The organism is Halobacterium wangiae (genome assembly GCF_021249345.1).
GTDB lineage: Archaea > Halobacteriota > Halobacteria > Halobacteriales > Halobacteriaceae > Halobacterium > Halobacterium wangiae.
Genome location: NZ_CP089588.1, coordinates 444,529 through 470,799 on the forward strand (window position 1 = coordinate 444,529; position 26,271 = coordinate 470,799).

25 protein-coding genes are annotated in these 26,271 nt (G+C 69.7%); 9 read left to right on the forward strand and 16 right to left on the reverse strand.

Going from position 1 to position 26,271, the window contains the following annotated elements:
• Positions 1–40: 40 nt before the first annotated feature.
• Positions 41–1,540 carry an RtcB family protein gene (locus tag LT965_RS02395; protein ID WP_232702417.1) on the forward strand — a complete coding sequence of 500 codons (1,500 nt, stop codon included), beginning with the start codon at positions 41–43 and terminating at the stop codon, positions 1,538–1,540.
• Here the strand turns inward: LT965_RS02395 and LT965_RS02400 are convergent, their stop codons facing one another.
• The 4 genes from LT965_RS02400 to LT965_RS02415 all read right to left on the reverse strand — a co-directional run bounded on the left by LT965_RS02400 (position 1,541) and on the right by LT965_RS02415 (position 5,194).
• A complete protein-coding gene (locus LT965_RS02400; RefSeq protein ID WP_232702418.1) occupies positions 1,541–2,926 on the reverse strand; it encodes a bifunctional metallophosphatase/5'-nucleotidase in 1,386 nt (461 codons plus the stop codon). It abuts the gene before it with no gap.
• Between the two features lie 52 nt (positions 2,927–2,978).
• Positions 2,979–3,452: a hypothetical protein gene (locus tag LT965_RS02405; RefSeq protein ID WP_232702419.1), complete on the reverse strand. Its 474-nt coding sequence runs from the start codon at positions 3,450–3,452 to the stop codon at positions 2,979–2,981.
• A gap of 67 nt (positions 3,453–3,519) precedes the next feature.
• Positions 3,520–3,945: a DUF7969 family protein gene (locus LT965_RS02410; protein WP_232702420.1), complete on the reverse strand. Its 426-nt coding sequence runs from the start codon at positions 3,943–3,945 to the stop codon at positions 3,520–3,522.
• Positions 3,946–4,018: 73 nt separating this feature from the next.
• The gene (locus LT965_RS02415) at positions 4,019–5,194 is read right to left on the reverse strand and encodes a M24 family metallopeptidase (protein WP_232702421.1); all 1,176 of its coding nucleotides are present in this window, start codon (positions 5,192–5,194) and stop codon (positions 4,019–4,021) included.
• Between the two features lie 236 nt (positions 5,195–5,430).
• Here LT965_RS02415 and LT965_RS02420 point away from each other — a divergent pair, with 236 nt between their 5' ends.
• On the forward strand, positions 5,431–6,282 hold the full coding sequence (locus LT965_RS02420; protein WP_232702422.1) for an eIF2B alpha/beta/delta subunit family protein: 852 nt from the start codon (positions 5,431–5,433) through the stop codon (positions 6,280–6,282).
• Positions 6,283–6,300: 18 nt separating this feature from the next.
• Here the strand turns inward: LT965_RS02420 and LT965_RS02425 are convergent, their stop codons facing one another.
• The 3 genes from LT965_RS02425 to LT965_RS02435 all read right to left on the reverse strand — a co-directional run bounded on the left by LT965_RS02425 (position 6,301) and on the right by LT965_RS02435 (position 9,520).
• Positions 6,301–7,299, reverse strand: coding sequence for a hypothetical protein (locus LT965_RS02425; protein ID WP_232702423.1), 999 nt, complete (start codon positions 7,297–7,299; stop codon positions 6,301–6,303).
• Positions 7,300–7,354: 55 nt separating this feature from the next.
• Positions 7,355–8,104, reverse strand: a complete 750-nt coding sequence (locus LT965_RS02430) for a proteasome assembly chaperone family protein (protein ID WP_232702424.1) — start codon at positions 8,102–8,104, stop codon at positions 7,355–7,357.
• Positions 8,105–8,173: 69 nt separating this feature from the next.
• Entirely contained in the window at positions 8,174–9,520 is a 1,347-nt protein-coding gene (locus tag LT965_RS02435) for a bifunctional metallophosphatase/5'-nucleotidase (protein WP_232702425.1), read from the reverse strand.
• Positions 9,521–9,596: 76 nt separating this feature from the next.
• Here LT965_RS02435 and LT965_RS02440 point away from each other — a divergent pair, with 76 nt between their 5' ends.
• From LT965_RS02440 to LT965_RS02450, 3 genes are all read left to right on the forward strand, one after another.
• On the forward strand, positions 9,597–9,836 hold the full coding sequence (locus LT965_RS02440) for a DUF5816 domain-containing protein (protein WP_232702426.1): 240 nt from the start codon (positions 9,597–9,599) through the stop codon (positions 9,834–9,836).
• A 78-nt stretch (positions 9,837–9,914) separates the two neighbouring features.
• Positions 9,915–11,393, forward strand: a complete 1,479-nt coding sequence (locus LT965_RS02445) for a serine hydrolase domain-containing protein (protein ID WP_232702427.1) — start codon at positions 9,915–9,917, stop codon at positions 11,391–11,393.
• Positions 11,394–11,502: 109 nt separating this feature from the next.
• Positions 11,503–11,811 (forward strand): DUF7116 family protein, encoded by a 309-nt coding sequence (locus LT965_RS02450; RefSeq protein WP_232702428.1) that lies wholly within the window; start codon positions 11,503–11,505, stop codon positions 11,809–11,811.
• 36 nt (positions 11,812–11,847) lie between these two features.
• Here the strand turns inward: LT965_RS02450 and LT965_RS02455 are convergent, their stop codons facing one another.
• Positions 11,848–13,032, reverse strand: coding sequence for a pyridoxal-phosphate-dependent aminotransferase family protein (locus LT965_RS02455; protein ID WP_232702429.1), 1,185 nt, complete (start codon positions 13,030–13,032; stop codon positions 11,848–11,850).
• An 87-nt stretch (positions 13,033–13,119) separates the two neighbouring features.
• Between LT965_RS02455 and LT965_RS02460 the strand changes: the two genes are divergently transcribed.
• The 3 genes from LT965_RS02460 (at position 13,120) to LT965_RS02470 (ending at position 14,938) form a co-directional block, all read left to right on the forward strand.
• The gene (locus LT965_RS02460) at positions 13,120–13,665 is read left to right on the forward strand and encodes a mechanosensitive ion channel domain-containing protein (protein ID WP_232702430.1); all 546 of its coding nucleotides are present in this window, start codon (positions 13,120–13,122) and stop codon (positions 13,663–13,665) included.
• A 63-nt stretch (positions 13,666–13,728) separates the two neighbouring features.
• Positions 13,729–14,652: a metal-dependent hydrolase gene (locus LT965_RS02465; protein WP_232702431.1), complete on the forward strand. Its 924-nt coding sequence runs from the start codon at positions 13,729–13,731 to the stop codon at positions 14,650–14,652.
• Positions 14,653–14,737: 85 nt separating this feature from the next.
• Entirely contained in the window at positions 14,738–14,938 is a 201-nt protein-coding gene (locus LT965_RS02470) for a dodecin (protein WP_232702432.1), read from the forward strand.
• On the opposite strand, the gene LT965_RS02475 is transcribed toward LT965_RS02470, so the two are convergent.
• The 8 genes from LT965_RS02475 to LT965_RS02510 form a co-directional block, all read right to left on the reverse strand.
• Positions 14,935–15,300, reverse strand: coding sequence for a HesB/IscA family protein (locus LT965_RS02475; protein WP_232702433.1), 366 nt, complete (start codon positions 15,298–15,300; stop codon positions 14,935–14,937). The genes LT965_RS02470 and LT965_RS02475 overlap by 4 nt on opposite strands.
• 40 nt (positions 15,301–15,340) lie before the next feature.
• Positions 15,341–16,618, reverse strand: coding sequence for a histidinol dehydrogenase (gene hisD, locus LT965_RS02480; RefSeq protein ID WP_232702434.1), 1,278 nt, complete (start codon positions 16,616–16,618; stop codon positions 15,341–15,343).
• A 54-nt stretch (positions 16,619–16,672) separates the two neighbouring features.
• On the reverse strand, positions 16,673–17,041 hold the full coding sequence (locus LT965_RS02485) for a DUF7344 domain-containing protein (protein WP_232702435.1): 369 nt from the start codon (positions 17,039–17,041) through the stop codon (positions 16,673–16,675).
• A gap of 145 nt (positions 17,042–17,186) precedes the next feature.
• Complete coding sequence (locus tag LT965_RS02490; protein WP_232702436.1) at positions 17,187–20,762, reverse strand: PAS domain S-box protein; 3,576 nt, start codon at positions 20,760–20,762, stop codon at positions 17,187–17,189.
• Between the two features lie 81 nt (positions 20,763–20,843).
• On the reverse strand, positions 20,844–22,181 hold the full coding sequence (locus LT965_RS02495; protein ID WP_232702437.1) for a cation:proton antiporter: 1,338 nt from the start codon (positions 22,179–22,181) through the stop codon (positions 20,844–20,846).
• Between the two features lie 77 nt (positions 22,182–22,258).
• Positions 22,259–22,711, reverse strand: coding sequence for a response regulator (locus tag LT965_RS02500; RefSeq protein WP_232702438.1), 453 nt, complete (start codon positions 22,709–22,711; stop codon positions 22,259–22,261).
• 213 nt (positions 22,712–22,924) lie between these two features.
• Entirely contained in the window at positions 22,925–24,094 is a 1,170-nt protein-coding gene (locus tag LT965_RS02505; RefSeq protein WP_232702439.1) for a zinc-dependent alcohol dehydrogenase, read from the reverse strand.
• Positions 24,091–24,873, reverse strand: coding sequence for an SRPBCC family protein (locus LT965_RS02510; protein ID WP_232702440.1), 783 nt, complete (start codon positions 24,871–24,873; stop codon positions 24,091–24,093). The genes LT965_RS02505 and LT965_RS02510 overlap by 4 nt, the downstream gene beginning before the upstream one ends.
• A 342-nt stretch (positions 24,874–25,215) precedes the next feature.
• On the opposite strand from LT965_RS02510, the gene LT965_RS02515 reads away from it, so the two are divergent.
• A complete protein-coding gene (locus tag LT965_RS02515) occupies positions 25,216–26,232 on the forward strand; it encodes an SDR family oxidoreductase (RefSeq protein WP_232702441.1) in 1,017 nt (338 codons plus the stop codon).
• Positions 26,233–26,271: the final 39 nt, after the last annotated feature.

The window sequence follows — 26,271 nt, forward strand, 5'->3', positions numbered from 1 at the left end:
AGACGAAACGCCTACCAACGGGACGCACCGACTCTTCAGTATGAACTCGTTCGACGCCGGCGACCGGACGCTCTACGAGGTCGAGGAGAACGTCTGGGAGCTCGAAGCAGACGACGCGATGCGCGTCCCGGCCCGCGTACTCGCCAACGAGGCGCTGCTCGAACACATCGGCGACGACCGCACGCTCGGCCAGTTGCGCAACGTCGCGTGCATGCCGGGGGTCGTCGCGCCCGCGCTGTGTATGCCCGACGGCCACCAGGGGTACGGCTTCCCCGTCGGCGGCGTCGCCGCCTTCGACGCCGAGGACGGCTGCATCTCGCCGGGCGGCGTCGGCTTCGACATCAACTGCGGCGTCCGCATGGTGAAGACGGACCTCACGTACGAGGACGTCCAGGGCCGCGAGGAGGACCTCGTGGACGCGCTGTTCGACGCGGTGCCCTGCGGCCTGGGTGGCGGCGGCGTCCACGACGGCACGCACGGCGACCTGGAGGCCGCCCTGGAGCGCGGCGTCGACTGGTGCGTCGAGGAGGGGTACGCCACGCGCGAGGACCGACTGCACTGCGAGGACGAGGGGATGCGCCCGGACGCCGACCCGGACGCCGTCTCGAAGAAGGCCAAGGACCGCGGCGCGAGCCAGATGGGGTCGCTGGGATCGGGCAACCACTTCCTCGAGGTCCAGCGCGTCACCGACGTCTACGACGCCGAGACGGCCGACGCGTTCGGCCTCGCGGAGGACCAGGTCGTCGTCCTCATCCACTGTGGCTCCCGGGGGCTGGGCCACCAGATCTGCTCGGACTACCTCCGGCGCATCGAAGACGAACACCCCGACTTCCTCGCAAAGTTGCCGGAGAAGGACCTCGCCGCCGCGCCCGCCGGCTCCGAACTCGCCGACGAGTACTACGGCGCGATGTGCGCCGCCATCAACTTCGCGTGGGTGAACCGACAGCTCATCACGCACGCCGTCCGCGAGACGTTCGCGGACGTCTTCGATCAGTCGTGGGAGGCCCTCGAGATGGACCTCCTCTACGACGTCGCACACAACATCGCGAAGCGCGAGAGCCACGCGGTGCACGAGGTCGAGGACGGCTACAGCCTCTACGGCGACGGCGAGCAGGTCGAGCGCGACCTCTACGTCCACCGGAAGGGTGCGACCCGCGCGTTCCCCGCCGGCCACCCGGAGGTGCCGACCGCGTACCGCGACGTCGGTCAGCCGGTCATCATCCCCGGGAGCATGGGCGCGGGGAGCTACGTGCTGAGGGGCGGCGACGAGTCTCTCGGGCGGTCGTTCGGCTCGACGGCGCACGGCGCGGGCCGCCTGATGAGTCGCACACAGGCGAAGCGGGAGTACGGCGGCGGCGCGGTCCAGACCAGCCTCCGCGAGCAGAACCAGATCTACGTGAAGGCGGCCTCCGGCGAGACCATCGCGGAGGAGGCGCCCGGCGTCTACAAGGACGTCGACGAGGTGGTCGGGGTCTCGGACGCGCTCGGTATCGGTGACCTCGTCGTGCGGACGTTCCCCGTCTGCAACGTCAAGGGGTAGTCACTGCACGACCGGCTGGTCGAGGTACGGCCGCTCGATGCGGCCCTCCGTCTCCGTGTTCACGCCGTGTTCTCGCGCCCGCTCGACCAGCGCGTCCCGGAGGCTGCCGACCGTCCGCACCACGTCGCTCTCGTCGATGGCCTGCACGATGTGGTCGGTCACGACGTGGTAGTCCGAGAGCGCGACCTCGTACGTCTCCTCGGGGTGGACCGGCTCTCCACCGACAGTCGCTTCCACGACCGAGTAGTCCCGGTCGTCGTACACCAGCCTGGCGCCGGAGACGTGGCCGAACCACCACGGCGGCACGTCGTCGTCCGGGTAGCGGGCCGCCAACTGGAGGTCGGCGAACGCGTCGAGCAGCGTGGCGCCGTCGACGTCGGCGACGACCACCTCGTTGTCGAACGGACAGAGGCCGTGGATGTCCGCGGCGCTCACCTCGCCGTCGAGCGGGTCGTCCTGCCTGATACCGCCCACGACGAACGCGACGTCGGCGTCGCCGGCCGACCGGAGCGCGTCCGTGACGAAGTTCCCGACGGCGCTCTCGCCGCCCTTCAGGTGGCGCTCCGTCCGGCGCACTGGCCCGTCGACGTGTGCGACCGTCTCCGAGAGCCCCGTCTCGTCGAGGCGCTCGCGGAGCGCGTCCGCCACCGACTCGTCGACGGGGTAGTCGGCCGTCTCGCGGTGGCTAGCCGTCGGCTCGTCGCCGCCCAGCGTGACCTCGAGGAGCGTGTGGCCGTTGGAGCCGGGGCGCGCGACGAGCGTCCCGTCGACTTGCGCGACGACTTCGTCGTGCTCGTGGCCCCCGAGGACGGCGTCGGCCGACGTCTCGCGAGCGAGGTCCTCGTCGTCGCCACGGTGGGAGATGACGACCACCAGGTCCGCGCCGGCGTCGCGGAGGTGGCGCTCGGCGTCCTGGACTGCTTCGACCGCGTCCCCGACCGCCAGATCGTTGGCTACCGGGTTGATGTCCGGCGTCGTCTCTGCCGTGACGCCGACGAGGCCGACGGTCACGTCCCCAGCGTCTACGAGCGTCGAGGGGGTCGTGTGGTCGGCCGCGAAACGGTCGCCGTCGAGGTACGCGTTCGCGTTCAGCCACGCGCCCGGGAACTCGCGGGCGGCGCGGCGCGCGGCGTCGTAGTCGTGGTCGAAGTCGTGGTTGCCGAACACCTCGGCGTCCGGGTCGACGGCGTCGAAGAGGTCCTGTGACTGCGCGCCGCCGCAGGCCGTCGAGAGGACGCCGGGGCCGGTGTTGTCGCCGCCACCGGTGACGAGCGTCGGTACGTGGTCGTCGCGGAGGGCGTCGATGGCGCCGGCGAGACGACCGACGCGCTCGGGCGTGTCGTAGGCGTTCTCCACGTCTGCGTAGTGGAGGATACGGACGGTCATGGACGGACGTACCGCGAGTGTGACGAAAAGGGTTCCGTGAAGATTTCTGGGGTCAGGACTGTGCGGTCGTCGTCGCGTCGTCGCAGTCGTGGGTCGCCACGTACGTGATCTCCACGGCGTCCTCCTGGACGGTCACGCCGAGGGCGAGACAGGACTCCGCGGTGGTCTCGCTGGTGAACAGCGTGGTGTACGTCTCGTCGGTGTCGCGGACGCGCGCCCGGACCCGCCACTCGCCGCGCGACCGGGGGAACGCCGGCGGTTCGAACGTGGCGCCGTGGACGCTCTGTCCGACGTCGTCGCTGTCTGTCCCCTCGATGCCGACGTCGGACCAGAACACCACCTCGCCGTCGAGTTCGAGCTGGAGGTCCAGGGAGACAGACTGCGAGAGTGAGTTGCTGACCCGGACGCTGTCGAGGCGGGGGTTCTCGGTCCCCGACCCCGACCCGGAGTCCGAGGAACAGCCCGCGAGCGCGGCGAGCGAGACGACCCCCGCCCGGAGTGCGTTCCGGCGCGTGATGGGTGGCATACAGCCACGTGGGAACACCGCCGAGTAAAGCGTGTGGGTTTCAGTCTCGCTGCTGACGCATTGGCCGTCAGCGCGAGAACCCGGGTCCGGACGGGCCGCGGGGGCCGCTCGGCCCGCCGCCCTCGGCCAACTGGACGTACTCGGACTCGGGTTCGCCCGGAACCTCCTCGCCGTCCTCGTAGCGGACGAAGTTCAGGTAGAACGGTTCGCCACAGCCCGGTTCCTCGTCTTGCTCCGCGTCTGTGCCGCGGGTTGCGTCGCTCCCCGCTCTACCAACCGAGGCCTCGCGCGGAGGATGTGACCACTCGACGTCGCCCTCCCCACAGACGAACTGCACGCCGTCCGCGTCGTCGGCCTCGTAGTCGTCCGACGGACTGACGTATTTCCACCCCGCCAGCGGGAACGGCGTCACGGACTTGTCCGCCATGTAGGGGTCGCGGTCGAGTTCGGCGACGGCGCCACAGCGCGGACAGTAGTACGTCACGGCGACCATACGACGGGTTCGCGCCCGAGCGGCAAAGGCCGTTCGCCGACGGGCGTTCTCGAGCGCCCCACTGGTGGGCGTGTCAGACCACGCGGAGTTCCCGGGAGTAGTCGTTCAGGTTCTCGTAGCCGTCCTCGGTGACGAAGACGAGGTCCTCGAGGCGAACGCCGCCGGTCCCCTGCTCGTACAGGCCCGGTTCGACCGTCACGACGTGGCCGGGTTGGAGTTCGCCGCCGAACTCGCTGAGGCTGGGCATCTCGTGGACGTCGAGGCCAACCCCGTGTCCGGTGCTATGGAAGAAGCCGTCCTGGGTCGACTCGTCGGTCCGGAGCGTCGGGTAGTCCTCGCGCTCGAAGACGTCACACACCGCTCCGTGGACCGTTTCACCGGTCACGCCGGGCCCGATCGCGTCCAGGGCCGCCTCGAAGGCCTCCCGGGTGAGGTCGTACCACTCCCGAACCTGCGGGTCGGGGTCGCCCTTCACGAACGTCCGGGTCATGTCGCCGAAGTACCGCGACGCCTCGTTATGCGGGTAGATGTCGACGATCACCGGCTCGCCAGCGCGGATCGGACCCGACCCGGACTCGTGTGAGAGCGCGCCGTCGGCGCCGGCGGCGACGATGCAGTCGTCTACCCGACAGCCGTCCTCGAGGAGCGCGACCTCGATCGCGCGGCGGACCCGCTCGCTCGTCAGCACCTCGCCGTCGAGACGGAGCACGCCGTCGGTGACCGTCGCGCGTTCGAGTAGCTCCTCGGCGACTGCCATCGCGTCCTCGGTCGCGCGCTGGGTCTCCGCGATGTGGTCGATCTCCGCGTCGGTCTTCACCGTCCGAGCGCTGAGCAGGACGTCGTCGTAGTCCGTGACGACCTCGATGCCGTGGTCGCGCAGGACCTCCGCGGTCCCGGTCGGGAACGACACCGGGACCGACACGGAGTCGACGCCGTACTCGGCGAGGAACCCGGCGGTCGCGACGGGTCTGGCCTTCGTCCGCCCGTGGTCCGCGACCGCGTCCGCGAAGCCGAACTCCCGGAACGTCCGGACGCTGTCGGCGTCGGTGTCGGCGCTCGCTCGCGTGGACTCCAGCGGGGGCACGAGGAGCCTGACCGCCCCGTCCGCGTACAGCGTGACGAAGTCGTCCGGAGCGTGGTACCCCGAGAGGTAGTACTGGTTGCTGTCCTCGCCGTCGGCGTCGACGAGGTAGCCGTCCGTCCCCGCCTCGTCGAGGTGGTCCTCCAGGTGGGAGTGACTCTCGTTCACGGCCCGAGTTCGGCGCTGTGGTGTATAAAAACTGCCGAGGTGCGTCACCGACCGACACACGCCCCCGCAGCGGTACACGACCAGCGCACAATCCCGTGGCAGTAGGCAGCCGGCAGCCTGGCGGACTGTGAGGGCGACGACCGAGCGAGCGGCGCAGCGCGCCGCTCACGAGGGAGGAGGGCTCGCGAGTGGCCTACTTCGGAAGGCCTTTTGTCGCACCCCGGGTGGTAGCTACTATGATAGACGAGACTGCCGAGGAGATCCGAGAGATGCGGACGCACTCCTCCTCGGTCGTCGCCGTGAAGGCCGCTCGCGCGCTCCGGGACCTCCTCGACAAGGACTACCCGACCGTTGAGGAGTACGTGCGGGCGCTCGAACGGAACAGCAACGCCCTCCGCCGCGCGAACGCCTCCCACGCGTCGCTGGTGACCACCCAGCGCGCCATCGTCGAGGGCGTCCGGGACGCCGACCCCGCGTCCGTCGCGGAGGCCAAGGAGGTCACCGCGGCGGCCATCGACGACGTGGTCGACACCGTCGAGAACGCGAAACACGCGGCCGCAGAGGCTACCGCCGAGCGCATCGAGGACGGACAGACGCTGCTCACCCACGACTACTCCTCGACCGTGCTGGAGGCCCTCGAACTCGCCGCCCAGGACGGCAAACACCTCGACGTGTTCGTGACGGAGGCCCGCCCGCGCCACCTCGGCCGGAAGACGGCGCGGACGCTCGCGGCCATCGACCGCATCGACCCGACGCTCATCGTCGACGGCGCCTCCGGCTACTACCTCCCGGAGTGCGACCGCGTCCTCCTCGGGATGGACTGCATCGTCGACGACACGTACTACAACCGCGTCGGGACGTACCCGCTGGTCGCGACGGCCGCCGACATCGGCACGCCCGTGACTGTCTCGGGGTCGAGCGCGAAACTCGTCGACGACGGCTTCCGCTTCGAGAACGACTTCCGCGACCCCAGCGAGGTCATCCGTGAACCCCCGGAGGGCTTCGAAGTGGAGAATCCGGCGTACGACGCGACCCCGACCCGCCTGCTCGACGTCGTGGTGACCGACGAGGGCGTCGAGGAGTACTGAGGGCCGCCGGACTCGGTTCTACGCCGGACGCTCCGACGTGACCTCGTACTGTTCGTCCTCGTACTCGACGTAGACCGGTTCGTCGATGCCGAACGGCGGGACGGTCGCGTCCGGTGCTTCTAGGCGAACGGTCTCGACGCCCTCCTCGAAGAACGGAATCGTGTTCCGGTACGGCGTCGTCCGGCCCGTCCCGGGACCCGGTCTGAGGAGTTGCTCGGTGACGTACCGCTGGAGGGGGCGGCCTGCTGGAACCCCCTCGCGTTCGACGACGAACGCCGACAGCTCTTCGTCCTCCCCGGGTTCCTCGCCGGTGGTCACGACGACGGTGTCGCCGTCCCGCGACGCGGAGACGTCGTCGGTCGGCGTCAGTTCGAGTTGGTCGCCGTTCAGCCTGAAGCGGGCGCCGAGCGCCACGTGGAACGAGTCCTTGTCGCCGAGGGGGAACCATCCCTGCAGGGTGAACGCGTACTCCCCACCACCGAGGCCCGCGAGCGCGACGTCGCTATCGCTCGAGGACCCGCCGGTCGGCGTCTCGGAGTTGTCCACCGTGAACGACCACTCGTGGGACTCGCCGGCGGGGAGCATGTGGAGTGGCTGTGGCCAGTACTGCGGCGCGACGTGGAACCACTGGCCATGCACGCGCTTCGAGAGTTTCCAGCCGTAGAAGTTCGCGTGGTACTCGTAGTCGGTGTCGTTCGCGAGCGTGAACGTCGTCGAGTCCGTCGGCAGGTCGAGTTCGTCGTCGTCGGGCGTCAGCGAGAGAATCTCGCCGGTCTGCTCGGGGTAGCAGACGGCCCGTCCCTCGTCGCCGAGTGGGCATTCGCTCTGTGTCGTCGGAACGCCGAGTGAGAGTAACTCCGCCGGCGTGGCGTCCGAGGTGGTGGTCGGCTGCGTAGTCGACGTCGAGGTGGCCCGTGTGGTCGTCGTACTGTCGCTTCCGGACGGCTGGGCACCGGTACCCGTACAGCCAGCGACCGCCAGCGAAGCGATGGTGCCGAGGAGGGCGCGTCGTCTCATACCGGGGCGGTCGGCAGGAGGCGGTAAATGCTTCGTGGGGACTACGACGCGCGTTTCACATGTACATGCGGTCCTCGGAGCGTTCCTCCTCGGCGTGGCTCCGGATCCGCTCGCTGAGGTTCTCGTAGTGCTGGGCGACCTCCGCGGCGAACGCTTTCAGGGGCCCCGTGTCCACGTCCAGGTCGTAGACGCTGCTGGCGGCGTCGACGAGGCGAATTGCGGCCTCCACGTCGGGCACCTGTGCGTGGACGGGTGTCGTGTAGGTGCACGCGCGGAGGTTCGAATCCAGGCCGCGTGCGAGCAGTTCGGCGTTCACACCGTCGAGGAAGCCGTTCCCCATCGCCGGCACGTCGGCGTCCACGAGGCGCGCGTCGCGGTAGTCCTCGGTGGCGATGTAGAACGCGCGGTGTTCGTCGGGCCCGTGCGCGACGGGGACTCCAGAGAGCACGGCTACCTCGCCGACGTCGTTCTCGTCGATCCACGCGAGCAGCGACCTGGCGAACGGTTCGGCCGCCGGCAGCGGGATGAACAGTTCGCCGACGAGCACGGTGACGTCGACGTCCGGTTTCGAGAAGAACCGCGTGTGGTGGCGCGGCACGCCGTTCTCGAAGGGCGTGATCGCCGGGAGGCTCTCGACGGCGACGTGCCCGGTCTGCTCGAGGTCGAGGTGGTCGACCAGGTAGTCGGCGGCGGTGAGCCCGGCGAGTCCGAACTCGGAGAACCCACAGAGGAGCGCCTCGTTCGGGGGAGCGTCGTGCGTGAAGTGGAAGTCGGGGCGCTCTGGGCGGGTGTCTGTGTCGGCCATGTGTGTGAGAACGGCGACGATCTCCTTAGCCGTTGGCCCGGCCGGACCACGGCACCCGCCGATCGCCGCTCAGTCGTCGGCGTGGAGTTCGACGCGCCCCTCGATCTCGGGGTCGATGCCGCGCTGGCGAGCGTAGTCGGCGAGCACCCGGTGCTGGACCTCGAGGCGGTCCACGCGGTGGGCCTCGTCGAGCGCTGGGAACTCGTCGTCGGAGTAGAACAGGTAGTCCGTGGTGGCGAGCGTGTACGTCGCGGTGGGGTCGACTGGTTCGCCGTCGACGGTGGCTTCCAGGAGTTCGTCGCGGTCCGCGTCCCACACCAGTTCTGCCCCCGAGACGTGGGCGTGCCACCACTCGGGCTCCGCGAAGCCGAGGGAGCCACCGCGCGCGCCGTGGAACACGTCCAGCAGTTCCTCGCCGGTGAGTTCCGCGACGCTCACCGGTTCCTCGAAGGGGACGACGCTGACGAGGTCCGACACCGTCACGTCGCCCTCGATGTCCGGGCCGTCGCGGACGCCGCCGGAGTTCTGGAGTGCGACGTCCGTCCCCGCGGCCCACCGGTAGGCGTCCGCGACGAAGTTCCCGATGCGGGACTCCCCCCGGAACAGCGTCTGCTCGGTGCGCTCCAGGGGGTCCTCGACTTCCCCGACGACGTCGTTCAGTCCGGTCTCGTCCATGCGCTCCTGGAGTCGCTCGGCGAGCGGTTCGTAGACGGGTTCGTCGGCGACGACGCGCCGGGTCACGTCGCCCGATTCGAGGTCGACGTCGAGTACCACCTCGCCGCCCGATCCCGGTCGCGTCAGGAGCGTCCCGTCGATGCGCTCGACGCGCTCGGAGGCGATGTGCCCGCCGAGGACGGCGTCCACGTCGGTGGCTGCGGCGAGTTCCTCGTCGTCGCGGCCGAGGTGGGAGAGGACGACCACGTAGTCCGCACCGGCGTCCCGGACGTCGGCGGCGGCCTCGCGGGTCGCGGCGACGGGGTCGGTGACGGTGAGGTCGCTCGCCATCGGGTTGAGCGCGGGCGTGGCGTCGTCGAGGACGCCGAGGAAGCCGACGCGCACGCCGTCGTGCGCGTCGATAGTCCACGGTTCGACACCGCCGATGGGGTCGCCGTCGCGGGTGACGTTCGCGCTCACCCACGTCTGCGGGGAGGCGGCGACGATCTCGGCGGTGACGTCGGCGCCGTAGTCGAAGTCGTGGTTGCCGAACGTCGCGACGTCCGGGTCGACCGCGTCGTAGAGGTCCAGCGCCTGTCGGCCCTCGGTCACGAGCGAGAGCACGCCCGGCGAGGTGTTGTCACCGGAGCCGGCGGCGATAGCGTCCCCGCGGTCCCGGAGGAGTGAGGCGAGACGCCCCGCCTGCTCGGGCGTGTCGTAGACGTTCTCGAGGTCGGAGTAGTGGAGGATACGGACCGCCATTGTCGGCTGGAGGCGGGCACGGCCAATGAGCGCTTCGACCGCGACTGATAAATGCCGCAAGCCGGTACGTGGAGCCATGTTGACGGTGGCGACCGACGACGGGGAGACGCTGTACGTCGCCGAGGACGAGGCCGAGCGCGGGCAGGACGGCCCGTTCCTCGTCGTCTACCGGACGCCGGACAGACAGCGCCGCTGGGGCTGGTTCTGCACGAACTGCGAGTCCGTCGACAACGCGATGGACTCGATGGGGCGCATCGAGTGCAACGTCTGCGGGAACTTCAAGAAGCCCGACGAGTGGGACTCGGCGCACGAGTAGCGGGCCGGTCCGCCCCGGCCTGCGCGGCTCAGCTTCCGCCAACCCGGTCTTTATGCGCTCCGTGTCGTACCCGGTCGTATGAGCCGCGTCGACGAACTCGACCCGGAGACCAGGGACGCAGTCGAATCGTTCGTGAGCGAGTGGCTGGCCGACGAACACGTCCCCGGTGCGAGTGTGGCGCTCGTGGACTGCGCGGAGCCACGCTCCGCGGAAGACGCGAGTGGCGAGGGACGAAGTTCCTCGCACCGTTCGAGCGGGCAAAGCCCGCGAGAAGGCGGCGACCAGCCGCGAGCGGGCGACCACGTCGTGTACGCGGACGGCTTCGGCGCCCGCGACCTGGAGTCGAACGCGCCGGCGACGCCGGACACGGTGTTCGGCGTGGCGTCGGTGACGAAGTCGTTCGTCGCGACGAGCGTCCTCCGGTTGGTCGACGAGGGCCACCTCTCCGTGGACGACCCGGTGACGGACTACGTCCCGTACTTCCGGGACCTCGACGACCCGCCGACGGTCCACGAACTGCTCTCGCACACCTCCGGGATGCCCAGCGACGGCGCGAGCGTCGCGCTCATCTCGCGGTTCGTCGGCGGCGACGCGGCGACGGCGCCGCTGAGCTCCGACGCAGACGTCCGCCGGAACGTCCGCGACTCGCTCGCCGAACGCTCCGACGGCGAGCGCTTCTTCTACTACAACACCGGCTACACCGTCCTCGGCGAACTCGTTGAAGCGATCGACGGTCGGCCGTTCCCGGAGTACGTCGACGACGAGGTGCTCGGCCCGCTCGGGATGGACCGCTCGGTGGTGCGGGCGGACCCCGGCGACGTCGCGGACGGGATGACGCCGTACCGCCTCGACGACGGCGACCTAGAGGAGACGGCGTTCCCCGTGAAGGGGGTCGGAGCGGCGGGCGGCCTGTTGAGCACGGCCAGCGACCTCGCGGCGTACCTCCAGTTCGCGATGCACGGCGACGAGCGCGTGCTCCCGGACGACCTGCTGGACCTCGCCCAGGAGCCCCACGCGACGCGCCAGGAACGCGTCGACGGGGCGGCCAACCAGTACGGGTACGGGTGGATGCGACAGCCGCTGCTCGGCGACGAACTCGTCGAGCACTCGGGGGACCTCGCCGTATCGTCGGCGTACGTCGGCTTCCTGGAGGACGCCGGAGTCGGCGTCGCGGTGCTGGCGAACACGTCACCGGAGGTCCACCCGAGTTTCGTGGGCCGCGCGCTGCTGGCGCTCGTCCGCGGCGAGGACCCCGACGACGCGGTGCCGTTCTACGCACTCCGCGCGAAGTGCCGGCGGGTCGCGGGTCGCTACGAGTCCTTCCGGTCGGCGATGACGGCGGACGTCGAGGCCACCGGTGGGACGCTGCAGGCGACGTTCGAGACGGCGCTCGGCGAGGAGTCGGTGACTGCGTTCCCGGAGTCCCTCGACCCGACGGACCACCGGTTCTACACGGTGGACGCGGGCGGTAATCGCCAGCCGCTGACCTTCGAGGAGACCGACGAGGGACTGGACTGTTACTACCAGCGGTGGCGACTCCACGAATCGGACGAATAGCCACCGTTGTACAGGATTCCAAAACGTTCGTCCAGTATCGCCAGGGCCAGGCAGACGTTCGGTGAATGGTGGGAAAGCTTATAACCCGCTTCCACGAAGGGTAGTACGCATGGGGACTGTTACCACCCCTCCCGACGAGCAGGCCCGGTCGATCTTCGCCGACCTCGGGTACAGTCTCGCAGGTGACGGCGCAGAGTTCTCCGCGACTCGCGACTGGAAGGAGATACGAGTCTCCGCCGTCACAGAGAACGTCGACACGCCCGACGACAGCGGCTATCGCTGCTTCGTCACGTGGGCGGACGAGGCCGACGCACTGGAACGACAGTTACGCCGCGTAGATCCGCCCTACGAGTGGGCGGTGATGGGGGTCGAAGAGGACGGCGACTACGAGGTTGCGCGCGCACCGCCGGTCGAGTGACCGGTCGGTCGCGTCGATTTTTCGGGACCGAGTTGCCTAGCGGAGCGACTCGCGCGTCGCCGCGAGCCCCGCGTCCGCGTCGACGTCCGCGCCGAGCGCGTCGAAGGCGTCGGCGAGCGCCGCGACGACGAGGGTCACGTTCTCCGGGCGCGCACCGTGGCCCATGCAGCCGATGCGGAACACGTCGCCCGAGAGGTCGCCGAGGCCGGCCGCTATCTCCAGGTCGTAGGCGTCGAGCACGTAGTCGATGACGGCGCCGTCGTCGACGCCGTCGGGGACGCGGACGGCGTTCAGACTCGGCAGCCAGTAGTCGTCCTCGGGGTTGAGACCGAGACCCATCGCCTCCACGCCTGCCTTCAGCGCGCCCGCCATCTCCAGGTGGCGCTCCCAGCGCGCCTCGATGCCCTCCTCGGCGACGAGGCGGAGCGCTTCCCGGAGCGCGTACACGTTCGAGACGGGTGCCGTGTGGTGGTAGGCTCGCTCGTCGCCCCAGTAGCCCTCCAGCAGCGAGAGGTCGAGGTACCACGACCGGGCGGGTTCCTCGCGGTCAAGGACCTTGTCCATCGCGACGTCGTTCAGCGTCAGCGGGCTGGCGCCCGGCGGACAGGAGAGGCACTTCTGGGGGCCGGCGTACGCCACGTCGACGTTCCAGTCGTCGACGTGCAATTCGACGCCGCCGATGCTCGTCACGGTGTCAGCGATGACCAGCGCGTCGTGGTCGTGGGCGGCCTCGGTGATGGCGGGCACGTCCGGTTGCTTCACGCCCGTCGACGTCTCCGCGTGGACGAACCCGAAGACGTCCGGGTCGAACTCCTCGCAGGCGTCGGCCACGTCGTCCGGGTCCAGCGGTTCGCCCCACGGCGCACCGACGCGGACCACGTCGCCGCCCGCGCGACGCGCCATCGCCGCCATCCGGTCGCCGAAGTAGCCGTTCGTCGGCGCGAGGACCGTGTCCCCCGGTTCGACGAGGTTGCCGATGGCCGCCTCCATCGCGGCCGACCCCGTCCCCGAGACGGGGATCGTCCACTCGTTGTCGGTCTGGAATGCGTACCGGAGCAGTTCCTGGGTCTCGTCCATGATGTCGACGAACGACGGGTCGAGGTGGCCCACGAGCGGCGTGCTCATCGCCTTCAGCACGCGCGGGTGGACCGGACTCGGCCCCGGACCCATCAGCGTTCGCTGCGGCGGATTCAGCTCGCCGATGTCTGGCGCGTCTGTCATGTGAAACACACGCGTCGGGAGCGAGCAAGAAACTTCGGGATGCGGGGGCGTCGGCGGAGTTACGTGACCCCCGTGTGAACGGCCGGTATGCAGACCGACACGCCGTCGTCGCTGTCCGAGCTGGTGAACAGGGCCATCGACGGGTTCGTCGGCAACGTCGTCGACGCCCTCCCCGAGCTACTCACCGGCGTCGTCTTCCTCGCGCTCGCGGCCGTCCTCATCAGAGCCGTCGTCGCCGTATTGCGGTGGTTCCTGGCTCGCATCTACCGCAACCAGCCAATCTACGTCCAGCTCGGCGCCACGCTCGCGTCCATCCTGCTGTGGTTCGGCGCGCTGCTCGCGTTCCTCTCGGCGGTCGGCCTCCCGGAGATCGCGGCCGCACTCGGCACCGCCTCCGGGTTCCTCGCGCTCGGCGTCTCCTACGCGCTCTCGGGGATGCTCGCCGACGCCGTCGCCGGCATCTACCTCCTCCGCGACCCCGACTTCAACCCCGGCGACACCGTCGTCACTGGTGACGTCACCGGGACCGTCGAGACCATCGAGTTGCGGAAGACGCGCTTCGCGGTCGGCGAGGACATCGTGGTGCGTGCCAACGCGGAGGTTGAGAAGAAGTGGACGAAGAAGCCGGACTGAGCCGCGTTCCCGGCGGAGCGACCCGACCCGCGTGCTTATCAGCGACCGCGGCGTAGCGCGACTATGTTCGTCGGACACGCAACGTTCGCGTTCGGCGCCGTCGCCCTCCTCGCCCTCCAGTTCGGGAGGTCCCGAGAGCGTGCGCTGGCGCTCGGCGTGTTCGCCGGCCTCTTCGCCGCCGTCCCCGACGTGGACATGGCGTACGCCGTCGTCGGCCTCGTCGGTGCGGACCCGACCAGTCCGACAGCCGCCGCCAGTTCGTTCTGGGGCGCCTCCACGGTCGTCCACCGCGCGGTCACGCACTCGCTGGTGGTCGCCGTCCCGGCCGCCGCAGCGTTCGCGCTCGCTCCCACCCACCGCCGTCTCGCTGCGGTCGCGCTGCTCGGTCTGGTCGCGGTGGTCGGCACCACTGCCGGCGTGCTCGGCGTCTTCGTCGTCGCGCTGTTCGCCGTCGCGGGCTGGCTGGTCGCCGTCGGCGGCCACCACTGGGGCGTCCGTGGACCCGCGCTCTTCGGCGTCGCGCTCGCCGGCCTCGCCAGCCACCCGTTCGGCGACCTCCTCACCGGAGAGCCGCCACGCCTGCTGTACCCCCTCGACGTCGTCGTCTTCGACGGGCGGCTCACGCTGTCCGCGGACCCGACGCTCCACCTGCTCGGGGCGTTCGGCGTCGAACTCGTCGCCATCTGGGTCGGCGTGGTCGCGGCGCTCGCGCTCGCGGACCACCGGCTCACCGACCACGTGAACGGTCGCGCGGCGGTCGGCGCTGCCTACGCCCTCGCGGTGCTCGTGGTGCCCCCGCCGACGCTCGACGTCTCCTACCACTTCGTCTTCAGCGTCGTCGCGGTCGGTCTCGTCGCCGCCGTCCCCGTCCCGCGGGGGCGGTCGATTCCGCGCCCGACGCCGTTCAACGCGCTCGTGACGGGGCTGACGGCGGTCACGCTCGCCGGCACCGCGTACGCCGTGGCGTACGTCGGCGGACTCGCCTGAGGCCGCCGCCGGGGCGCGCGACCGCCCGTGACCGCGAGCGGGCCGGCGACTAGCTTTATCCGGCGTGCGACGGTATAACGTACTGATGGTCTACAAGAAGATCGAACTCATCGGGACCAGTGAGGAGAGCTTCGACGACGCCGCGGACGACGCCATTGACCGCGCGGAGGACACCCTCCAGAACGTGAAGTGGGCGGAGGTGATCGACCAGGGCGTCGAGATAGCCAACGCGGAGGACAGACAGTATCAGGTCGAGATGAAGGTCGCTTTCGAACTCCAGGACTAGGTGCGGAACGACTCGCCGCAGCCACACTCGCTCTCGACGTTCGGGTTCTGGACGTGGAACCCCGCTCCCTGCAGGCCGCCCTCGTAGGCGAGCTGGCTGCCGCCGACGTAGTTCAGGCTCGACTGGTCGACGAACAGCCGGATACCGTTGCTCTCGAAGATCTCGTCCTCTGGTTCGGGCTCGTTCTCGAAGCGCATCCCGTAGGAGAGCCCCGCACAGCCGCCCTGCTGGACGTAGAGTCGCAGGCCCGCCTCGCCCGCGTCCATCCCCTCGCCGTCCATCAGCTCCCGGGCCTGTTCGGCGGCTGGCTCGGTGGCCGTGACGACGACGTCTTCCTCGCCCTGTCCGGCGGTGGTGCTCATGGGAACACGTTCGCATGCTGCGGGGAAAAGGATGACGCCCCTACTCCTCGGTGAACCGCGCGTCGACGCTGGCAGCGTGGCCCTCCAGTCCCTCGGCGTCCGCGAGCGTCGTCACCGTCTCCCGGAGGTCGGCGAGCGCGTCCCGGTCGAGGCGCTGGACGGTCGTCGAGCGGACGAACGTGTCGACGCTGAGGCCGCCCGTGACCTTCGCCAGCCCGTTCGTCGGCAGCACGTGGTTCGTCCCGGTCGCGTAGTCGCCCGCGGCGACGGGCGCATACGGTCCGAGGAACACCGACCCCGCGCTGTCGATGCGGTCGAGGATGGCCTCGTCGTCCGCGGTCTGGATGGAGAGGTGTTCGGCGGCGTACTCCTCGGCGAACAGCACCGCCTCGCTCATCGAGCGCGCGACGAAGACCCCGCTCGCGTCGCTCTCGAGGGCCGCCCGGATGGTGTCAGCGCGCGCCCGGTCGTCGATTCGAGCGTCGACCGCCTCGCAGATGGCCGCCGCGGTGTCCTCGTCGTCGGTCACCGCGACGACGCTCGCGTTCGGGTCGTGTTCGGCCTGTGCGAGCAGGTCCGCCGCCACGAACCCGGGGTCCGCGGTGTCGTCGGCGACGACGAGCAGTTCCGAGGGGCCGGCGAGGAAGTCGATCTCCACGTCGCCGCGCACCTCGGCCTTCGCCGCCGTCACCCACTTGTTGCCCGGGCCGACGACCTTCTGGACGCGGTTCACCGTCTCCGTGCCGTACGCGAGCGCGGCGACCGCCTGGGCGCCCCCGGCGGCGTAGACGCGGTCGGCGCCCGCGGCGTGGATGGCGGCCAGCGTCACTGGGTTCAGCTCCTCGGCGGGCGGGGTCGCCACGGCGACCTGCTCGACGCCCGCGACGCGGGCCGGGATCACGCCCATCAGCACCGACGACGGGTACGCCGCGGTGCCGCCCGGCACGTAGACGCCGACGCGTTCGAGCGGCCGGAAGCGCCGCCCGAGTTCTCTCCCTTCACTGAACTCCCGTCGCCAGTCCTCGGGCAATTGGGCCTCGTGGAACTCGCGGACGTTCGCCGCGGCGTCCTCGATGGCCTCGCGGGTCGCCTCGTCCACCTCGTCGTAGGCGCGCTCGGCGGCGTCGGTCACGTCGAGGTTGCCGACCTCCACGTCGTCGAACTCGCTGGCGAACTGCCGGAGCGCCACGTCGCCCTCCTCCCGTACCCGGCCGACGATGTCTCGCACGTCCGAGCGGACCGCGTCGACGCCCGCGTCGCGCTCGAACAGCGCGCGGCGTCGCTCCGGTCCGAGCTCCGCGACGGCTTCGTAGTCCATGGGGCGGGCTACGCGGGGCCGCCGAAAAACGGTTTCTACACGCGGCCAGCGGCGCTACCGGACGGAGGGGAGTTCGACGTAGGTCGCCAGCTCCCGGCTCGGCTCCGCGAGCGCCACGAGCTCTCGCTCCGGATTGTAGTCGACGACGCCGGCGTCGGCCATCTTCGGTACGTGGGTGTGGTAGAGGTCGGCGTGGATCGCGGCGACAGCGTCTGCGGGGACTTCGGTGATGCGGGCGTCGTACTCCCAGACCGCGAGCTCGTCCGCGACGTCCGGGAGGGTGAGCGGCGTCTCGTACTCCGCGAGACAGGCGACGACGAACCGGCGGCGAGCGTGGGACAGCACGTCCATGAGTGCGTCAGTGTCCACGTCGAGGGCGGCGAGTGCAGCGTGGTCGGCGCTGACGCGTTCGTCTGCAGTCATTGTGTATTGGACTACGCCGAACGCTATTGAGCTGTCGGTCTAACAGCTAAGGGATTTAAATACCGGCGAGAGCGGCGCTGAGACGTCGGTAGTCCGACTGGTTCCTCCGGGTGGACTGCGTCTCCCCCGGTGGGGAACTGCTGGCTCACCTGCTGTGGGACCCCTCGGACGGGAGCGTGAACGAGAACGTCGTCCCCTCGCCGGGAGTGGACTCGACCCAGATCTCCCCACCGTGACGCTCGACGATGCGCTCTGCGAGCGCCAGACCGATTCCCGTGCCCGCGTGCTCGGCCTGGGAGTGCAGGCGCTGGAACACGTCGAACACTCGCTGGGCGTCCGCCGGGGCGATACCGATCCCCTCGTCGTGGACCGAAATCCGCCACGCGTCGGTCTCCCGCTCGGCGGTCACCTCCACGCTCGGCGGCGCCTCACCACTGTACTCGATGGCGTTGTCCAGCAGATTCTGGAACAACTGCCGCAACTGCCCCGCGTCGCCGTCGACGACCGGCAACGGTTCGTGGACGATCTCGGCGTCCGCCTCCTCGATGCGCACCTGCAGGTCGTCCAGCACGTCCGCGAACACACTGTCCAGGGCGACCGGTTCGAGCGGGTTCCCGCGGGAGTCCACGCGCGAGTACTCGAGGAGGCCTTCGATCATCGTCCGCATCCGGTCGGCGCCGTCGACGGCGAAGTCGATGAACTCCCGGCCATCGTCGTCCAGATCGTCGCCGTACCGGGTCTCGACGAGTTGCAGGTAACTCGACACCATCCGCAGCGGCTCCTGGAGGTCGTGTGACGCCGCGTACGCGAACTGCTCGAGGCGCTCGTTGGACTCCTCGAGGTTCTCGACCAGACTCTCGAGGTCGCTCTGGTACCGCTCGCGCTTGACAGCCTCCGCGAGCACGTTGGCGACGGTCTGGACGAAGTTCACGTCCTCCTCGGTGAACACCCGTGGCTCCGTGTCGTGGGTGCCGAGGATGCCCCACGGGTCGTCGACCGAGCCGACGATGGTACTGATGCCGCTGCGCACGTCGTGGCTCGTGAGGAGGTCCGGGCCGGAGAATCGGTGTTCCGTCTCGAGGTCCTCGACGACCACCGGCTCGTCGGACAACAGCGTGTAGGACGCTTGCGAGTCCCGCTCGACGGCCGACACCGTCGTGGAGCCGACGACACCCTCGCGCCAGCCGGCACCCTGCCGGAGCAGGAGTTCGTCGGCACCAGCCTGGAGGTCCAGCACCTTACAGTAGTCGGTGTCGAGGACGTCCGCGACCTGCCGGGCCGCCTCGTCCATGAGTTCGTCGAGGTCGTCGGTCTCGAGCGCGAACTGCCCGAGGTCCGCGACGACCTGCTGCTGGCGGGCGCGTCGCTCGAGTTCCTGCTCGTGTTCCTTCCGCTCGGTGACGTCCTGGGCGGTGCCGACGATGCGCGTCATCTCGCCGTCCTCGTCGCCCACCCGGGCACCCTGTGCGTGGACCCACCGGAGTTCGCCGTCGGGCCGGACGATGCGGTACTCGCCGTCGAAGGGCTCGGACGGGAGCGCCTCGAACCTCTCGCGGACGCGGTCGCGGTCCGCCCGGTGGACCGCCTCGAGGAAGGCCATCGGGTCCTCGTACAGCCGTTCCCGGTCCATCCCCCAGAGGTCCTCGAACGCCGGGTTGACGTAGACGAACTCCTCGACGTCCGCGGTCGCCATCCAGACGACCTCGTCGACGTTCTCCGCGAGCATGCGGAGTTTCGCCTCGCTCTCCTGGAGTTCGCGCTGGACCTCCCGGCGCTCCGTGACGTCCTGGACGACGACCATCCCGGTGAACGAGTCGCCGGACTCGATCGGGTGGGTGTTGACGAGGAGGTGGCGCCCGTGGAGTTCGAGTTCGAACGAGCGCGTTTCGCCGTCGAGGGCGGCCCTGAACCGCGGTTCGAGCCTGTCGGCTAACTCGTCCGGGTGGAGTTCGCGGATGGTGGCGCCGAGTCGGTCCTCGGGGTCGACGTCGAGGTCGTCCATCAGTTCTCCACCCACGGCAGTGTACCGCAGGTCCGCGTCGAACAGCCCCACTGCCCCGTTCGGGAAGTTCTCGACGAGTGCGCGGTAGCGGCGCTCGCTCTCCGCGAGCCTCCGCTCGCGCGCTCTCCGCTCCGTGATGTCCCGCACCACGCCGACACGGTACCAGCCGGACTCCCCGTCCGCCTCGAGTGGCGCGAACGTCGCCTCGGTCAGAACGGTGTCGCCACTGGCGGTCCGCAACTCGGCCTCGATAGTGGACGGTTCGATCGTCCCCTCCAGTAACCCCTGTCGCTGCTCCTCGACTCGTTCGACCACCTCGTCGTCGACGACGACCGAGGAGGCGGCAGTACCGACGAGTTCCGCCGGGGAGTAGCCGAGCATCGACGCGTACGCCTGGTTCACCATCGAGAAGTCGCCGTTCTCGTCGACGACGTAGACGCCGTCGTTCACCGTCTCGACGATGGTCTCGTAGCGCTGGAGGCGCCGCTCGCGCTCCGCCTGCTCGGTCGTGTCCTGGGCCATCGTCATCCCCGCGAACACCTCGCCGTGGTCGTCGGCCACCGGCACCACGTGGACCAGCCACTCCCGGTCGGCGTACGACAGTTCGACCGCCCCCTCCTCGCCGTCGAGAGCGGACTCCATCAGCGGGACGAGGTCTTCGGCGACGTCACTACCCCAGACGTCCCACGGACCACTCCCCTCCAGTTCGCCACGAGCGACGGGGAGGTCGTCGAAGACCTGTCCCGCCGCGAGCGTGTACCGGAGCTCCCGGTCGAACAGCGTGACGATGCCGTTCGGGAAGTGTTCGGCGAGCGTCCGGTAGCGCTGCTCGCTCTCCGCGAGCTGTCGCTCGTACTCGCGGCGCTCGGTGACGTCCCGGAAGTACACCGACAGCCCGGTCTCCGAGGGGTAGGCCCGGACCTCGAACCACGCGTCCAGTGGCTCGGGGTAGTACGCCTCGAAGGAGACGGTTTCCTGGTCGCTCATCGCGCGTTCGTACTGCTCCGCGAACTGCCGGCTGGCAGCCTCGGGGAACGCCTCCCAGATCCGTTCCCCGACCAGCGTACGGCCCTCGGGGTTGATCAGCTCGTGAGCGCGGTCGTTCAGGTACGTGAACCGCCACTCCTCGTCGAGCGCGTAGAAGGCGTCCGAGATGCGGCCGTAGATCTCCTCGACGTCCCGCTCGACACGCTCGCGCTCGGTGCGTTCGTTCTCGATAGCCGCCCCCAGTACGTTGGCGACGCCCTGGAGGAAGTTCACGTCGTGCTCCGAGAACTCCCGGTGATCGGTCGCGTACGCACCGAGGACGCCCCACGGGTCGTCGGGCGGGCCGACGACGACGCTGACACCGCTCACGACGTCGTGGTCGTCGAGCAGCCCCGACCCGGAGAACCGTTCGTCGGCGGACAGGTCCGCGACGACGGCCGTGCCGTCGCCGTGGAGGGCGTAGCCAGTCGCCGAGTCCGGGTCCGCGGCTACCGCTGCGCTCCCGACCAGGTCGTCGCGCCAGCCGGCGCCCGCACGAAGCAACGCCTCCTCGCCCTCGGGGAGCAGTTCGAGGACGGCCGAGTAGTCGATGTCCAGAATCTCGGCGACGACCGCCGCGGCGTCGTGTAGCAACTGCGCTACGTCGTCGGTCTCCAGGGCCTGCTGTCCGAGTTCGGCGACGACCGCCTGCTGGCGAGCCCGCCTGTCGAGTTCCGTGGCGGAGGCATCCATCTAGCCGGTCGTACTCCGGCAGCGCCTGTAAGCCCTTCCCCGGGTAGGACTCCCGGGCCCGCGTGGAGTGTCCACTGGCCGTCAGGACGTCTCGGCGTCGGCGTCCGTCGGGGTCCCGCCACCCTGTTCTTTCCACCTGTCGAGTGCGTCCATCACCGCGCTCGAACTGATGCCGTGGACGACGATCGACGAGAGGACGACGAAGCCGACGATCGCCCACAGCTGGTTGGCGGCGACGACGAGTTCGATCTCCTGGAACGACGACTCGGCGAGCGCGTGCGAGAGGTAGTAGAACGACCCGATCCCCCGGATGCCGAACGCGCCGACGACGATGCGCTCCGGCCACGAGGCGCTGGTGCCCACTAAGCTGAGGATGCCGACCACCGGACGGATGACGAGCAGGAGCGCCAGCCCGACCAGCGCTCCCCCCACGGTCAGGGGCGCGAGCAGGCCGCCGGCGATCGCACCGCCGAACAACACCAGGACGGTCGCCATCAGCAACCGCTCGGCGAGGACGGCGAAGTCGTGGAGCTCCACGTAGTAGTCGTGTTCCCACTCGGCGTGCCGGAGCGCCAGCGCGGCGACGAAGACGGCGATGAAGCCGTAGCCGTGGAGTTGCTCGGTGACGCCGTACGCGATGAGCGTCGTCGCCAGCGCCTCGACGCCCGCCATCACCTCCTCGCCGCGCCCCATCAGTTCCGCGACGCTCTTCGTCGCCGGGATGCGGAACAGGAGGCGGGCCATGAGGTGTCCGATGGCGTAGCCGATGAGCGTGCCGACGACGATCTTGTAGCCGACGTCGACGAGCAGCCAGTCGGCCAGCCACTCCTCCGGGGCGAGCAGCGACGCTCCCGCGACGGCGATAGCGAGGTTCGTCAGCGGGAACGCGAGCCCGTCGTTGAGGCCGGCCTCGGAGGTGAGCGCGAACCGGACCGACCCCCACCTGTGGCTCGGGTCCTGCTCCTCCTCGATCTCGGTCAGGGGCGCACCCGCCTCGATGCCGGAGGCGAGCACCGGGTCGGTCGGCGAGACGACGGCGCCCAGCAGGATGGCCGTCGCCGGGAGGAGGCCGAGGACGCCCCACGCGAGCACCGCCACCAGGGCGGCCGTGAGGGGCAACGCGACGACGAGCAGCCGCCACGTCGAGGACCACGACCGCAGCGAGAACGGGCGGTCGAGTTTGAGGCCGGCGCCCATCAGCGAGATGATGACGACGAGTTCGGTGAGCCGCTCGGTCAGGTGGGCGTTCTCGACTGGCTCGAGCGTCGGCGTTCCGGGGAGGAACGCGAACAGCAGGAAGCCGGTCGTCATGTAGACGATGGGGAACGACAGCGGCCTGTGTTCGAGCAGACGGGGCAGTATGGCCGTGCCGAGGAGCGCGATGCCGACGACCAGCAGCCCGATTTCGTAGACACCCATCACCACCTAGTAGCGTCGGCAGCCAGAAAAGCGTAGAACCTATTGGCGGACGCCGCGGCGGCCGGAACTGGGCTGTCTCAGTCGCGGTCCGGGAGTCGAACGGCGGAGAGCCAGAACCGTTTGAAGGCCTGCACCGCCTCGATGAACGCCCCGGGGTCGACCGGCTTCGTCAGGTACGCGTTCGCCTGCAGGTCGTACGAGCGGACCACGTCCGTCTCCGACTCGGAACTCGTGAACACGACGACTGGGATGCGCGCGAGTTCGGGGTCGGCGCGGACCTCCGCGAGCACCTCGTCGCCGTTCTTCCGCGGGAGGTTGAGGTCCAGCAACACGACGTCGACCCGCGGTGCGTCCTCGTAGTCGCCACGGCGGAAGAGGAAGTCCAGGGCCTCGTCGCCGTCGTTGACGACGTGGAGGGTGTCGGCGTCGCTCCCCGTCTCGAAGGCTTCCCGCGCGAGCCGGACGTCCCCCGGGTTGTCCTCGACGAGCAGGACGTTCGCCGGCTCCTCGCCTCGGGTCTGCTCTGTCACTGTCTCCTCGATAGTTGGCAATGTAAATGAAAATGCCGACCGGGGTCTGCAGGGCGTTCCCGGCGGTCGAGGCCCCCTCGGTACGCCGCGTGCGGATCGGAGTACGGGTCCATCCGTCGGGGAGTAACGGGTCGGCGCGTAAGGCCTTCGTGGCTACCGGGACCGCTCCGACCGGAGGTCGCGGACCCACGTTCCGCGGGTTGGCCGTCCGCGTCAGGGCGTGAACACGGGGCGGACGCAGCCGTCGGCCTTCTCCTTGAACAGTTCGTACCCCTCCGGGGAGTCCTCCAGGGAGAACTCGTGGGTGGCCAGGTACGACGGGTCCATCCGGCCCTCGGAGACGTGGTCGAGTAGCTCCGGGACGTAGCGCTGGCCGTGCTGCTGTGCGGTGCGGACGGTGAGGCCCTTGTTCATCACGACGCCGAGGGGGAACGTGTCCATCACGCCGTAGACGCCCAGGATGGAGAGCGTGCCGCCCTTCCGACAGGCGACGATGGCCTGCCGCAGCGCCTCCCCGCGGTCGGTGTGCAGCCGGAGTTTCTGCTTCGCGCTGTCGACGGCGTGCATCGTTCCCGTCCCGTGGGCCTCCATCCCGACGGCGTCGATGCAGGCGTCGGGGCCGCGCCCGCCGGTCATCGACTTGAGAGTGTCGACGACGCTGTCGACGGCGGTGTAGTCGATGGTCTCCGAGCCCGCCTCGTTGCGCGCCATTCGGAGGCGTTCGGGGAACCGGTCGATGCCGATAACCTGGTCGGCACCCATTAGCGCGGCGCTCTGCTGGGCCATCAGCCCGACGCCGCCACAGCCCCAGACGGCCACGGTGTCCCCGGGTTCGACGTCGCAGAAGTCCGCGCCCATGTAGCCCGTCGCCCACGCGTCGGAGGCGAACAGCGCCTGCTCGTCCTCGAGTTCGTCGGGGACGTGGAAGCAGTTCTCGTCGGCGTGCGGTACCCGGACGTACTCCGCGTGAGAGCCCGCGTAGCCGCCGAACGCGTGCGTGTACCCGTAGATACCCGCCGTCGAGTAGCCGAGCACCGGCTCTTGGAGTTCCGGGTTCGGGTTCGTGTTGTCACAGAGCGACCACTGGTCGGTCTGGCAGAACGTACAGCTCCCGCAGCCGACGAACGATGGGACGACGACGCGGTCGCCCACCTCGACGTCGTCGACCTTGCGACCGACCTCGGCCACCTCGCCCATGAACTCGTGACCGATGACGTCGCCCTCTCGCATCGTCGGGAGGTAGCCGTCGATGAAGTGGAGGTCCGAACCGCAGGCCGTGGTCTTCGACACCGCCAGGACGACGTCCCGGGGGTTGACGATCTCGGGGTCGGGGACGTCCTCCACGCGGAGGTCGTTGGTCCCCTCCCAGCAGAGCGCCCTCACAGCAGGTCACCCCGGCCGCGACCCGACGGGTTCCCTTCGAGCGTCGGCACCTCCCCCGTCTCCGCGAGGCTCTTGAACCGGTGAAGTGCCTTGCCGACCATCGTCCGGGGGACGAGCCCGAACCGCTCCAGAGCCATCCCCCCGAGCCTGCCGCCCGGCGGGTCGAAGCGCACGCGGAGGGTCACCTCCGTTCCCCGGTCGGCGGGCGCGGGTTCGAAGCGCACCGACCACTCGTTGGGCAGCGACGCGCCCGCCGTGGACTCCCAGCGGAGCAGTTCGCCGGGGCGCTCCTCGACGATGCGGGACTGCCAGGAGACCGTTCGACCCAGCGGCCCCTCCACCTGCCAGTGCCGGCGCTCCTCGTCGACCGGTCTGACCGTCGCGAAGTGGCCGACGACCTGGTCCAGCCTGTCGGGGTCGCGCCAGTAGTCGGCGAGGTCCTCGGCCTCCCCAGCGACGGTGATGGACTGCTCGAACTCGGTCGCGTCGGCGGTCGCACCGGGCTCGCGGTTGTCGCTCTCGCTCCTGATCACGCCGACCACCCGGTAGAGGATGCTCTGTCCCGAGACGCCACGGGAGAGTAGTGCTCCGCCGACGACCGTCATGAGAACCCCACGAATCGACTGCCGCCTGAGACCGCGAACGAGCAGCACGGCACCGACACCGGCGGAGACGACTCGTTCCCAGCGACCGACGTTGATCTCTCTCGACTGCAGACCCGTCCACTCCCTCTCGGCCGGTTCCTCGCCCGACCGCTCGTCCGGTTCGGCAGTGCTCATCGGCGGCGGTTCCTGCTGGAGAAACGCGGGTTCGGGCGGGTCGATGCGTCGTCACCGGCGGGTGTAGTGGGCCACCCGCGCGCTCCAGCGACCGGTGCAGGCGCGCGCTGGCTGTCGACGGCAGCTACTGACATTGAGAACAGTCACCACGAGTACTGACGGCGAACCGACGCTTAGATTCCGGGGCTGCAACTGCAGGCAGTATTCCCAAGGCTGTGCCAACCGTTCGACTAGGCCGGCTCGAACCGAGTGATACCAGATGACACAGCTACCCGCCACCAGTCCAGTCGCACAGCGGCAGAGACCGAACGCCGGACGCGCACGAAGTGGGGGATGCCGGCGATGAACGTGGACCTGAAACCCGTCGACCAGCAGGTGGTCGTCGTCACGGGCGCGACCTCCGGTATCGGGCTGGCGACCGCGCGAATGGCCGCCGAGCGCGGAGCGAAGGTGGTGTTGGCCGCCCGGAGCGAGGACGCGCTCGCGGAGCTGGCCGAGGAGATAACGGCCGCGGGCGGCGACGCGACGTACGTCGTGGCGGACGTGCGGGACCGAGACGACGTGGCCCGAATCGCTCGCACGGCCGAGGAGACGTACGGCGGCTTCGACACGTGGGTCAACGTCGCCGGCGCGTTCCTCTACGGCAGACTCGACGAGACACCCATCGAGGACATGCGCGCACAGTTCGAGACGAACGTCTGGGGGCTGCTGTACGGCAGCCTCGAGGCCGCCGACCACCTCGCGGAGCGCGGCGGCGCCATCGTCAACATCGGCAGCGTCGTCTCCGACCGCGCCATCCCGCTGCAGGGGAGTTACTCCGCGTCGAAGCACGCCGTCAAGGGGTTCACGGACGCGCTGCGGATGGAACTGGAGGAGGAGGGTGCGCCCGTGTCGGTGACGCTCGTCAAACCGGCGGCCATCGACACGCCGTACCCCGAACACGCGAAGAACTACATGGACGAGGAGGCGACGCTCCCGCCGCCTGTCTACGCCCCGGAGACGGCCGCGCGCGCCATCCTGGAGGCCGCCGAGCAGCCCCAGCGGGACGTCTTCGTCGGCGGCGGCGCGAAGGGGATGGCGGCGCTGGGCAACTACGCCGCGGGGCTCACGGACCGCATCATGGAGGCGACGTTCTTCGACCAGCAGCGGACGGGCCAGCAACCCGCCCAGCCCGACCGGAGCGGCATCGACGAACCCGTGGGTGAACTCGAGGAACGCGGCGACCACGAGGGCCACGTCGCGCAGTCGAGCATCTACACCCGACTCTCCCAGGGACGCTCCTCCGGGCCGCTTCTCCGTGGCGGCATCGTCCTGGCGGGGCTCTACGGCGCCTACCGAATGCTTCGAGGGCGGCGGTGAGGACGGCAGCGGCTCCGTGGTGAGACTGTCGCCCGCGGC